12 protein-coding genes are annotated in these 12,898 nt (G+C 40.0%); all 12 read left to right on the plus strand.

What is annotated here, in order from left to right; all coding sequences use genetic code 11:
* Positions 1-222: 222 nt before the first annotated feature.
* Positions 223-495, plus strand: a complete 273-nt coding sequence (locus tag GNIT_RS07845) for an STAS domain-containing protein (protein WP_014108642.1) — start codon at positions 223-225, stop codon at positions 493-495.
* An 84-nt stretch (positions 496-579) separates the two neighbouring features.
* Positions 580-942, plus strand: coding sequence for a response regulator (locus tag GNIT_RS07850; protein ID WP_014108643.1), 363 nt, complete (start codon positions 580-582; stop codon positions 940-942).
* A gap of 4 nt (positions 943-946) precedes the next feature.
* Positions 947-3,031, plus strand: coding sequence for a chemotaxis protein CheA (locus tag GNIT_RS07855; RefSeq protein WP_014108644.1), 2,085 nt, complete (start codon positions 947-949; stop codon positions 3,029-3,031).
* Positions 3,031-3,555 carry a chemotaxis protein CheW gene (locus tag GNIT_RS07860; protein WP_014108645.1) on the plus strand — a complete coding sequence of 175 codons (525 nt, stop codon included), beginning with the start codon at positions 3,031-3,033 and terminating at the stop codon, positions 3,553-3,555. The genes GNIT_RS07855 and GNIT_RS07860 overlap by 1 nt, the downstream gene beginning before the upstream one ends.
* A gap of 11 nt (positions 3,556-3,566) precedes the next feature.
* On the plus strand, positions 3,567-4,058 hold the full coding sequence (locus GNIT_RS07865; protein WP_014108646.1) for a chemotaxis protein CheW: 492 nt from the start codon (positions 3,567-3,569) through the stop codon (positions 4,056-4,058).
* A 54-nt stretch (positions 4,059-4,112) separates the two neighbouring features.
* Positions 4,113-6,917, plus strand: coding sequence for a methyl-accepting chemotaxis protein (locus tag GNIT_RS07870; RefSeq protein ID WP_014108647.1), 2,805 nt, complete (start codon positions 4,113-4,115; stop codon positions 6,915-6,917).
* 46 nt (positions 6,918-6,963) lie between these two features.
* Positions 6,964-7,845 carry a CheR family methyltransferase gene (locus GNIT_RS07875; RefSeq protein ID WP_014108648.1) on the plus strand — a complete coding sequence of 294 codons (882 nt, stop codon included), beginning with the start codon at positions 6,964-6,966 and terminating at the stop codon, positions 7,843-7,845.
* Positions 7,846-7,850: 5 nt separating this feature from the next.
* Entirely contained in the window at positions 7,851-8,510 is a 660-nt protein-coding gene (cheD, locus tag GNIT_RS07880) for a chemoreceptor glutamine deamidase CheD (protein ID WP_083822429.1), read from the plus strand.
* A 24-nt stretch (positions 8,511-8,534) separates the two neighbouring features.
* Entirely contained in the window at positions 8,535-9,620 is a 1,086-nt protein-coding gene (locus GNIT_RS07885) for a protein-glutamate methylesterase/protein-glutamine glutaminase (RefSeq protein ID WP_014108650.1), read from the plus strand.
* Entirely contained in the window at positions 9,607-10,788 is a 1,182-nt protein-coding gene (locus tag GNIT_RS18480) for a methyl-accepting chemotaxis protein (protein WP_274377761.1), read from the plus strand. The genes GNIT_RS07885 and GNIT_RS18480 overlap by 14 nt, the downstream gene beginning before the upstream one ends.
* An 18-nt stretch (positions 10,789-10,806) precedes the next feature.
* Positions 10,807-11,115, plus strand: coding sequence for an STAS domain-containing protein (locus GNIT_RS07895; protein ID WP_014108652.1), 309 nt, complete (start codon positions 10,807-10,809; stop codon positions 11,113-11,115).
* Positions 11,116-11,123: 8 nt separating this feature from the next.
* Positions 11,124-12,824 (plus strand): SpoIIE family protein phosphatase, encoded by a 1,701-nt coding sequence (locus GNIT_RS07900; protein ID WP_014108653.1) that lies wholly within the window; start codon positions 11,124-11,126, stop codon positions 12,822-12,824.
* Positions 12,825-12,898: the final 74 nt, after the last annotated feature.

Here is a 12,898-nt window from a genome sequence, read left to right on the forward strand (position 1 = left end):
GTTTACCGATAAACCTCGGGCTTGTTTAATCTATAGTTATTTATTTATTTGATTTGAATCACGCTTTTTATACATAGGTATAAAGTTAGGTAAATAAAACCTAAACCTTTTCAGCAATACTCCGATACATTCTTTAGAGTCCCAATGTATGCAATAAGATACTGCTTTCTACAAAAATTTCAGTGGCTTATCGCTTAGCATTATATATGTAAATGAGGATGTATGAAGCCAAATCCGATATTAAAATTGCCAGCCGAATTAACGATTTCTGAAGTATCTGAATTCAAGTCAGAGTTTATTGCGTACATTGACGACAATGAAGAAATCATTCTTGATGGTAGTGAAGTTAATCGAATTGATACGGTGGGCATACAGCTGCTGCTCAGCGCATTGATGTATGTTTCAAAGCAAAAAAAGTCTTATATCTGGCACACGCCATCATCAATTATTTATCAGAGTGTCAAACAGCTAGGTATGAAAGGCTTCTCGTTTTAGTGAACGCAAAATATGCTAACTCAAAGCACGGCGGCTTTAATGATTCTTTAATTTTATTTTAATTTGTAAAAAGGGAACAGACCAATGACCAAAATTTTGGTTGTAGATGACTCTAACTCAATCCGAGACATGGTGAGTTTTACTCTAAAAAGTGCAGGCTTTGAAACTGCAGAGGCGAAAGATGGTCTTGAGGGCTTAACAAAAGCAAAATCATCTAGCTTTGATTTAGTTATTTCAGACGTAAACATGCCTAATATGGATGGCATTACTTTGTGTCAGGAGCTACGCAAATTACCCAGCTTCAAATTCACTCCAATTCTCATGCTAACGACTGAAAGCTCGACCGAAATGAAGATGCGTGGCAAGGCTGCTGGCGCAACGGGATGGTTAGTAAAGCCATTTAACCCAGAGAAATTGCTGGCGACTATAAAACGTGTTGTGAGGTAAGGCTATGAGTGTCGATCTGTCTCAATTTGTTCCTAGTTTTCTTGAAGAAAGCTTTGAAGGACTTGAATTAATGGAGTCAAGCTTGCTGAATTTAGACGCAGGCGACAATGAAACCATTCATTCTATCTTTCGAGCTGCGCATTCTATAAAAGGTGGGGCCGGCACTTTTGGATTTAATAATGTTACAGAGTTTACCCATTTAGTCGAAACTTTGCTAGATGAGATCAGAGACGGTCGACGAGAGATTACGCCTAAAGATACCGAATTATTGCTGGTTGCCGTTGACTGTATGCGTCTATTGATTGAAGCAGCCAGAGATGACGCTGACTATGATGAAAACAAAGTAAGTGAAACTACCCGCCTTTTAGAACTGACCTTAGAAATGAAAACGCCATCTAGCGATAGTGAAATGGTCGATATTGAGACGGATACGAAAAAGCCAGCAGGAAAAATTTGGCACATCACCTTTATTCCAGAACATCATTTGGTGCAAACCGGCAATGACCCTTTATTGTTATTTAATGCGTTGGCAGATCTCGGTGAATTGACCTTAAAAGCAAAAACTGACCTGATTCCACCGATAGCAGAAATGGATGCGACAGAGCTGTATATTAGTTGGGAGTTATCATTAATTTCAGAGGCTAGTGAAGCAGACATTCGAGAAGTTTTTGAATGGGTAGAGGATGAATGCACATTAGAAATTGTAAGTACTGAGTTATCGCCTGAACCTGTTGAACCGAACGCCAGTTCTGATATTGCACCAACATCCGACTCCGAATTATCAATTAGCCCAATTGCTTCAGCCATTGAAAAACCAGCAAATGCTGTTCAAGCCGCCGAGAAGTCAGATAAGAATAAAACAAAATCAAAACAAGATGTAGGCTCTATTCGGGTCGGGGTTGATAAAGTAGATTCGCTCATTAATTTAATGGGAGAGCTTGTTATTACCCAATCAATGTTGTCAGAACTAGGCAACGATTTTGAAATATCTAAGCTTGAAAAACTAAAGAGTGGCTTAGACCAATTACTGCAAAACACCAAAGAACTGCAAGAAAGTGTGATGAAAATTCGCATGTTGCCTATTAGTTTCGCCTTTAACCGCTTTCCTCGTTTAGTGCATGATTTATCAATTAAAACGGGTAAAGAGATGAACTTGGTAATAAGAGGTGAGCAAACAGAACTTGATAAAACCGTCATGGAGCAAATTGGTGACCCCTTAGTGCACCTAGTCAGAAATGCGGTTGACCATGGTATTGAATCTTCAGATATTCGCGTAGCAAACGGTAAACCTAAGTCAGGCACTATTACATTAGATGCTTATCATCAAGGCGGAAACATCATCATTGAAATTAGTGATGATGGTGGTGGTATTAATCGAGAAGCCGTTTTGAGCAAAGCCATTGAAAAAGGCTTGGTAGATAGCAATGCCACACTAAGCGATAGCCAAGTATTTGATTTACTGTTTGAGCCAGGCTTTTCAACGGCAAAAGAAATAAGTGATATTTCTGGACGCGGCGTTGGCATGGACGTGGTCAAAAGAAATATTCAATCGCTAGGGGGAAGAATTCAAGTTGAGTCGGAGCCCGGCAAAGGCAGTAAGTTTAAAGTTAACTTACCGTTAACGCTAGCCATATTAGATGGACAACTAGTCCGTGTTGGTACCGAAGTATATATTATTCCGCTCATCACTATTGTTGAATCGTTGCAGGCTAAAGCCGAGTTTATTAATAAAGTTTCTGGGGATATGACCCTTTACCGATTGCGGGAAGACAATGTGCCCGTTATCCCAATATACCAATTGTTCGATTTACCCGCCGATACTAAAGACGTCAATAACGCACTATTAGTTGTGGTCGAGGCTGATGGTCAAAAAGTTGGTTTGATGGTTGATGATTTATTGGCTCAGCAACAGGTTGTTATAAAAAGCTTGAAGGATAATTATCAACAAGTTGAGGGGATTTCCGGAGCCACTATTTTAGGTGATGGGTCGGTTGCCATGATCATTGATGTCCCAGGCATGATAGAAATGGCGATAGAAAGAGCACAAGAAAAGCAAAACGAACATACTCTTGATGGAGCATTGGTTTAATGGATATACAAGCGTTGGCCAAAGATATTCCCGCGGAAGGAGAATATTCGTTAGAGGGAATTGACTTTATTACGAGCGGTAAGCAATACCTAACATTCTTGTTAGGAGATGAGCAGTACGCCGTTGATATTTTATGTGTGGAAGAAATAAGAAGTTGGGAGCAACCGACAGTTATTCCCAATGCGCCGAAATATGTCAAGGGTGTTATTAATATGCGCGGCATTATTGTGCCGATTATTGACTTACGTTTAAAGTTTAAAGTTTGCGATGCAATCTACAATGAATTCACTGTAGTCATTGTATTGACAGTGGAACTTGATGAGCACACTAGAACAATTGGTTTTGTGGTTGACGCTGTATCTGATGTGCTGAATGCAGAAGATAATGAGATTAAAAAATCACCTTATTTTGGTGGCTGTGTTCCCCAAGCTTACATAGATGGCTTGATAAATGTAGGTACAAAAGTAGTTACTTTGTTGAACGTCGAAACATTGCAGCTCATTGAAAAACACAAAGTAGATTAGGTGAATTAGACATGTCTGAATTAGAGCAAGAGTATCTTACCTTTATGCTGCAAGGCGAAGAATATGGCGTCGACATTTTATGTGTGCAAGAAATAAGGGTATGCAGTCAAGTCACAGAATTGCCTAATAAACCTAACTATCTAAAAGGCGTTATCAATCTGCGAGGTGTGATTATTCCAATCATCGATTTACGTCTGCGTTTTGGCCAAAGTTCATTAGATTATAACGAAAATACAGTCACTATTATTTTACGCACTCAAGAGAAAATAAAACCCATGGTTGTTGGGATTATTGTTGATGCAGTCTCTGAAGTTTATAAATTTTCTACAAATGCAATTCGGAAAGCGCCATCGTTTGGTAACAAAATTGATAGCTGTTTCCTAAAAGGTATCGCTAACATTGAAGAAAAACTGATTATTTTGCTCGATACACAAACCTTATTGAATGAGGATGAGTTATTTGTCACCGAGCCGAGGCCACTTGAAAAAAATGTATCAGAATAACAGTAGCAGCGAGATGAACATTCAGCTTACCGCAAACAAGATAGGAATACGGCGATGACAATAAAACAGAGTATTGTAGTTCAAAAAAGTTGGCAAAAACTTAAGCCAATCGCGCCTCAAGCAGCGAAAATCTTTTATGAAACACTATTTGAAATGGACCCATCGCTTAAACCTATGTTCAAAGGCGATATGGTTGAGCAAGGTAACAAGCTGATGTCGATGCTTGATGCTGCAATAAAATTACTTGATGACCCAGATAAACTGATTCCAGCAGTGCAAAAGCTAGGGGAACGCCATGTGAGCTATGGTGTTAAACCTGAACACTACAGCACTGTTGGAGCCGCATTGCTAAAAACTGTTGAAACCGGTTTAGGTGATGAATATACAACAACAGTAAAAAGAGCGTGGACAGCGGTTTATAAAACATTGGCAGACACTATGATTGTTGCAGCCGATGCAGCGACAGCACCCGCGAAAAAAACAGAATTAGACAACAAAGGTAATAAAGAAATCATGGATACTAAAAACACTAACAATGACTTAGCCGTGCGCCTTCAAGGGGCTTTGGATCAATCCGCAACACCAATTATGATGGTAGACCGTGACTTCATTATTACCTATGTGAACGCTGCTACTTTGAAGTTGCTGAAGAGTAATGAGGAAACTTTTGTAAAAGTTTACCCAGGCTTTAGTGCTGACAAAGAGAAAGTATTAGGCGCCTGCATTGATATGTTCCACAAAAATCCAGCACATCAACGAAAGCTTCTTGATGATGTCAATAATTTACCATGGAGCACCGATATAAATGTTGCGCACCTAACGTTCTCTCTTAATGTCACGGCAATATTAGATGCATCAGGCAACTACATAGGCAATTCTCTTGAGTGGCAAAATGTTACCGAAACCCGTATGCAAGAAAATAAAGCGGTGCAGCTGCAAGGAGCTTTAGATCAATCGGCAACACCAATCATGATGGTAGACCGTGATTTTATTATCACCTATGTCAATGCCGCTAGTTTATCTCTTCTCCAAAACAATGAAGCTACATTTGCAAAGGTGTTTCCTGGCTTTAGTGCAAATAAAGAGAAAGTACTAGGTGCCTGCATTGATATGTTTCATAAAAATCCGGCACATCAACGCAAGCTTCTTGATGATGTCAATAATTTACCATGGAGCACCGATATAAAAGTTGCGCATTTAACATTTTCACTAAATGTAAGTGCAATATTAGACGCCTCAGGCAACTACATAGGTAACTCGCTTGAGTGGCAAGATGTAACGGATGCGCGCACAAAAGCAACTGAAGTTGGGCGTTTGTCTTCCGCAGTAGAGGGTATGACGACTAACCTTATGATGGCAGATACAGACGGCAATATCGTATATTGTAATCCGGCTGTGATTAAAATGTTGGCGCGCAGAGAGACAGAGTTAAGGTCAGTTTTACCTGCTTTTTCGGTAGCCACTATAGTTGGTAGCAATTTCGATAGTTTTCATAAAGATCCATCTCATCAGCGCAACATACTTGGGAACGTCGCCAACTTACCTTTTACTAGTGAAATTAAGGTTGCTAGCTTAACTTTCCAGTTAATTGCAATTGCACTCAAAGACGAAAACCAAACTCATGTTGGGACCGCAGTCCAGTGGTTAGATTTGACTGAGGAGAAAGACGCTCAAGCTCAAGTTGAAGGCTTAATTACTGCTGCGATCAGCGGTGAGTTAGACCGTCGTATCGAAACATCACAGTACAGCGGCTTTATGTTACAACTGGGTAATAATATAAATGAGTTGATGGAAGCCATTGTTGAACCGATTAACGACGCCATTAATATTGCTCAAGCATTAGCTGATGGTGATTTAACGCAGAGTATGGACAGTAAATACGGTGGGCAGTTCTTGCTTCTGGCCGAAGCAATGAATGGTTCTATCGAAAATCTTGGCAACATGGTTGAAGAAATTCGCAACGCATCAACAAATGTGTTTGATGCAGCAAGAGAGATTGCTGAAGGTAACAATGAATTAAGCCAGCGCACTGAAACACAAGCATCAAGTCTTGAAGAAACTGCTTCAGCGATGGAGGAGCTTACGAGTACAGTGCAGCAGAATGCCGAAAACACGACTGAAGCTAGTAAACTTTCTTCTGGTGTAATGGAGAAAGCAACTAATGGCGGTGAGGTTGTTAAAAATGCTATCGAAGCAATGAGTGATATTAATAAGTCGAGCAAGAAAATTGCAGATATTATCAGTGTTATCGATGAAATTGCATTCCAAACTAATTTGTTAGCGCTTAACGCAGCGGTAGAAGCAGCAAGAGCGGGTGAGCAAGGAAGAGGCTTTGCGGTTGTTGCAGCAGAAGTTCGCAACTTAGCGCAACGTTCTGCAGGTGCAGCGAAAGAAATCAAAGGACTCATAAATGACAGCGTTGAAGCCGTCGGTCAAGGGACTAAACTGGTTGACGCTACAGGCCAAACTTTTACTGAACTTGTCAGTGCCATTGCCGAAGTAGGCAAAATGCTACAAGACATTGATAGCGCAGGTAAAGAGCAGTCGGCAGGTATCGGTGAAGTGAGTGAAGCCGTTAGTCAGATGGATGAAATGACGCAGCAAAATGCCGCGTTAGTTGAGGAAGCCTCAGCATCAAGCAAATCAATGGAAGAGCAAGCACAAGGCTTATTGGAACAAATTAGCTTCTTCAAAAATGGAGAGCAAGAGACTCAAGCGGTTAATAGCCGAGCAGCATCAAGACAAGCGCCAGCAAGATCAGCACCAGTAAGAAAAGCGTCAAACACAGCAGCGCCAGCGCCACGTAGTCAACCAGCACGTCGTGCAACAAAACCGGATGACGAGTGGAAAGAGTTCTAGTGAATGCTGAAATATTTGTCTTTAATTATTTGGAAGGTTGAATGCAATGGCTGATGAGCGTCACGAAGATCATAGTTTATCGAGCAAGGAATTTAAGTTTGTTTGTGAATATGTTCATACTAAAACAGGAATATTACTCAATGAAAGTAAGCGAGAGATGGTTTATCGCCGTTTCTCGCGCATTATCAGAGAGCGCAAACTAAATAGCTTTAGTGACTACTGCCATTTATTGCAGACAAAACCCGATGAGGAAGAGAATTATTTTATTAATGCGATCACAACCAATCTGACCAGTTTTTTTAGAGAAAAGCATCATTTTGATTATTTACAAGCGCATGAAATACCAAAAATACTTTCTCAACAAAAAAAATCACGAGAGCAAAAGAAGTCTATCAGGATCTGGTCTTCAGCATGCTCTACTGGCGAGGAACCATATAGCATCGCGGTTACATTGCTAGAGTCTATGGAAGCTCAGTTGCAAGAATGGGATGTTAAGATTCTTGCAACTGATATTGATAGCAACGTACTAGCTAAAGCTGCTGAAGGTATTTATGACCAAAGTCGCATTGATGATTTGCCAAAGGAGATACAACAACGGTATTTTATTAAAGGAACGGGCAGCAATAGTAAGAATATTAAGGTGAGCAAAAAGTTACGAGATTTAATCACGTTTAAACAGTTAAATTTGTTACATGATTGGCCAATGACTGGGCTTTTTGACGTGATTTTTTGCCGCAATGTGATTATTTACTTCGACAAACCGACGCAACAAGAGTTATTTGCGAGGTATTACGAATACATAAAACCAGGTGGCTTATTAATATTAGGGCACAGCGAGAACTTAGGCGCCTATCAAAAATACTTTTCTAACGGTGGACGGACTATTTTTAGAAAGCCTGAAGTTTGTGACCAAGTTGCGGCAGGTTAATCACTGTGGAACGGAATAAAAGTATAGAAGTGCAGCGATGCATCTCTCGATGCCTGCCGGAATTCAGTCATGTCAATCATTATTGGGATAGAAGTAGGCAGGTTGTCGTCGCCAAAATTTTACCTGGTGAGTTTTATATGACACGAGACAACGTCACAATCGCTACGACTCTGGGTTCTTGCATCTCGGCGTGTATCTGGGATAAAGAGGCAAATATAGGTGGTATGAATCACTTTATGTTGCCCTTAACGGATAAAAAGGCACATGAAGTGAATTGGGGTAAACGAGGCATTGCCTCAGATGCCACGCGGTACGGTAATTTTGCTATGGAACACCTGATTAACGTGATATTAAAAAATGGTGGAAAGCGAGAGAATTTATTGGCAAAAGTCTTTGGCGGCGGAAAAGTGTTAAACCAAATGACGGATGTAGGAAAGCGCAATATTGATTTTGCGATGCATTATTTACAAATGGAAAACATCACAATTGATACTACTGATGTAGGTGATTTGTACCCAAGGAAAGTGATTTTTGAGCCAACGGGAGGAAGAGCTTTCGTTAAAAAACTATACAATTTACAGAATGATACCATTGCACAGAGAGAGAAGGATTATTCTAAAAATATTGAAAAAGATAACGTTGATGGCGAAGTTGAATTATTTTAACGTGGCAAAAGGGTGGGATAGAATTTGAGAAAAATAACCGTATTAGTTGTCGACGATTCATCGGTAATACGTAACATCGTTAAAGACACCCTAAAGGATGAGCTCGACATTGAAGTAGTCGGTGAAGCTGAAGATCCCATTATTGCGCGCGACTTAATTAAAAAACTTAATCCAGACGTTCTGACGCTTGACGTTGAAATGCCAAATATGGACGGGATCACGTTTCTAAAAAACTTAATGCGATTAAGGCCAATGCCGGTAATAATGCTATCGACGCTAACGACTAAAGGTGCCGATATCACTTTGGAGGCTTTAGAAATAGGGGCTGTCGACTTCATTGCAAAACCCAGCGTGGCAGAGTTACTCGCGACTAAAAATAGTTTTAAACAAACCTTGGTACGAAAAATCAAGCAAGGGGTAACTATTGAGCAAAGAAATTTCAAGCTCTCCAATGCGCTAGCCGGTAAAACCGAAAATCAAGTTTTGCGCTTTAACGGTGTAAAAAGAGCGGATCATTTGATCGCGATTGGAGCCTCTACAGGAGGGACGGAAGCAATCAAAAAAGTACTGATAAATTTACCCGAAAACTCTCCTCCTATTGTCATCACTCAGCATATTCCTAAATCCTTTAGTGGTCGTTTTGCTGAGCGCCTTGATAGCTGTTGTAAAATAACGGTTTTTGAGGCTCAACATGGACAAAAAATCAAGACGGGCCACGCTTATATTGCGCCCGGAGATATGCATTTAAAAGTAGTGAAAAGAGGCGCGGGACTTTTTTGTACTTTAGAAGATTCAGCTGAAGTTAGTCGGCATAAGCCGTCAGTAGACGTTTTATTCGATTCACTCATTCCGTTTGCCGACAATGTTCAGGCGGTTTTATTAACCGGGATGGGAAGAGATGGGGCACAAGGTATGTTGAATTTGAAAGAGTCAGGAGCTCGGACGTTAATTCAAGATAAGAGCAGTAGTTTGATATGGGGTATGCCAGGCAAAGCTTATGCGCTTAACGCACACTGCGAAGAGCTTCCTTTAGATAATATAGCAAACAGCCTAGTTAACTTTGCATCATTAAATAAAGCGGAGATGAAGAAGAAAAATGATGAATATTGATAAAATTATTATGTTTCGGACAAGCTTTGGCTTAATTATCTTGTTGTTAGTGAATGCAATTTTATTTGACGTTGCTTTTCTGACCATTTTAATTTCCCTTGCTCTGCTCGCGCTATTATTTTTGCAGCATAAGCAAACATCTGATAACGCGAACCAGATAAAACCTCAGGATAAAGTAAGTCATATATCTTCAATGGTACCCATCATTCAGGATTTACAGGCGTTCTACGAACACGAAGTTCAAATAATAGATAATGAAATCGATCGCACGAGTGATTTGGTCGGTGATGCTGTTTTAGGCATTTCTGACTGTTTTAAAAACTTGCAGCAACTCAGTGAAGATCAACAAGTGATGATTTCAGAATTAATAGCGCAAAGTCAAAGTATTGGTGATGGTAAAGGCACTACGCTGGCTGATTTTGTTCAAGAATCGAATAGAACCTTAGACAACTTTGTGAGTGTCATTGTGAATACGAGTAAGCAAAGTCTTCAAACGATGGCGTTTACTGACCAAATGGTGAAACAGTTTGATAGTGTGTTTGCTTTGCTAGAACAAGTAGAAAATATTGCATCTCAAACCAACCTATTGGCGTTAAATGCAGCGATCGAGGCAGCGAGGGCGGGTGATGCCGGTCGTGGCTTTGCGGTAGTGGCAAATGAAGTAAGATCACTTTCTGTTAATTCAACGGAATTAAATGAAAATATTCGCAGAGAGATTAACCTAGCAAAAGGTACAATAAGTAAGCTAAGAGAGGCGGTAGAAGAAATTGCCTCTGCTGACATGACCCCTATATTGCAAGCGAAAGAGCATATAGGAGTAATGGTAAGACATATTGAAAGTGCGAATGAGGATGGTAAAGCGAAGGTTCAGGAGCTTTCTAGTCTTTCACCGCAAATAGCCAATGCGGCAGCCTTAGGCATTCGCTCTTTGCAATTTGACGATTTAACTTATCAATCCCTCAATTCGCTAAAAAGTAATACAAGCAGTATTCGTCAGGTAAACGAAAACCTTGATGAATTTTGCAATCAAAACGAAGCGCACACGCAAGAACAAATTGATAGCTTGAGAAATCGGTGCCAGGAAATAATAGTCAAAAGCAAAAATGATAGTGAACATCGCAGCGTCAGTCAAGATTCTATGGATGAAGGCGACATTGAGTTATTTTAATAATGGGGTGGAAATAAAGTGACAGTTAAAACGCATCTTTCAGACGATAAAAAAGTATTGACGATTGCTATCCATGAAAGCTTTGAATTTTCTCAATACCAAAGCTTCAGAGACGCCTACAGTGAGGTTGATATTAAGGGCATTAGAATCACCTTAGATTTAAGTAAGGCTGACTACATGGACAGCTCTGCGTTGGGCATGATTCTCTTGTTAAAAGATCATGCCGATGAGCTTTCAGGTGAGCTCATTATTCTTAAACCCAGTGCGATGGTAAATCAGATATTAGAGATAGCCCAATTTGATAAACTATTGACGATTCAGCACTAGCTAACGATATGAAACTTGCTCTAGTTGTAGATGATTCAAGAGTACAGTGCCAAATTCTCTGTGCCTTTTTGGCCAGTGAGGGCTACGACGTAGTGATTGCTAGTAATGGGGCTCTTGCAATTGAAATGTGTTTGGAACACCAACCTGACTTAATATTAATGAATATTAATATGCCTGTCATGAATGGTTTTGATGCATGCAGAAAAATTAAGTCATATCACAGTGAAAACGCAATTCCGATTGTTTTTATTACGGCTGACAATTCCGATAAAGCGTTTATCGACAGCGTTGAGGCAGGCGGCGATGGCATACTGGTTTGGCCATTTTCTTATGACGTCTTCAAAGCAAAGATAAAATCCATTCAGCGTACAAGTGACCTATATCATAGAGTAAAACTGTTACAAGAAGAGCAGCAAAAAGATGCTGAGATAGCAGAAAACTTAATGTCAGGTGTTATTGAATCGAAAAATTTTGGCACGGATAAAATTTGTATAGTGAAGCAAGCTGCAGATGTATTTAGTGGCGATATTCATTTAACGGCTCAAGCGCCTAATGGCGATATTAATATATTACTTGGCGATTTCACCGGGCATGGCTTACGATCTACGATTGGCGCCGTTCCGTTATCTGAAACCTTTAGAGCAATGACAAGTAAAGGTTTCTCATTGTTCGAAATAATATCTCAAGTGAATCGTCAGTTACATAGTTTGCTGCCAAGAGATTTGTTTTTAGCTGCCACTTTGCTTACCATTTCCAACCATCAAAAGACGGCATATATATTCAATGCTGGTTTACCGGATGCTTATATTTTTGACGAAAATGCGCAAATAAAACATAAGGTAGCTTCATGTCACCCTCCCTTAGGTATTCTTTCTGAGTTATTGCCTAATTCAAAACTCACCATAACCTCAATAAAAAAAGCAGATCGTATCGTGTTAATAAGTGACGGTATTATTGAAGCAAAAAATAGTGCTGGTGAGATGTTTGATTATTTTAGATTCGAAAGTGCTGCTGCGGTGGGTGTAAAAAACGGGGATGTGGCAAAAACGGTAATGAAAGAAATAAAATTGTTTTGTGGATCAACTCCTCAAAGCGATGATATCTCATTAATCGACATTCCATGTGGTGGCTGGGACGACGCTAATATCACACATAGCAGTATCAATAATTCAGTTTTAAATTCTGAGGATGAATGTTTATCAGAGCAAAACCCCGCGTGGGAATGGCAATTAAGGTTGTCTGCTGAGCGTTTAAGGCATGTTAACCCGATACCCATTATCATGAATCAAGTCAATGGAATTGAGGGTGCTGCGCAACAGTGGCAAAGTTTAAATGTAATCTTAACTGAGTTATTTGTTAATGCGCTTGATCATGGGGTTTTGGGCTTAAGTTCTACATTAAAAAGCGCTGAAGAAGGTTTTGTTTTATATTTTAATGAGCGCGAGAAAAGACTGCGCGACATGAAGAAGGGATTTGTTGACATATCATTGAAGTATTTCACTTCAACGGTAGGTGGCAAAATGGTGATTAACGTTAAAGATAGTGGTGAAGGATTTGATGTTGTAGGTGTCACTAAAAGTCTTTCAATGACCGACGAAAGCAAACGAGCGTACACTGGAAGAGGTTTACAGCTAGTCAATCAGCTTTGCGACGATGTAACGTTTGAAGAGCAAGGCTCGCGAGTCAAGGCAATCTATCTTTGCGTGTAAATTGACAATATTCCCTCGGGCGTATGTACCTAAACTTCATGTAGTTTAGTGTTTATACCGATAAATTCAGCACG

The sequence above is a fragment of the Glaciecola nitratireducens FR1064 genome, from assembly GCF_000226565.1.
Lineage (GTDB): Bacteria > Pseudomonadota > Gammaproteobacteria > Enterobacterales > Alteromonadaceae > Glaciecola > Glaciecola nitratireducens.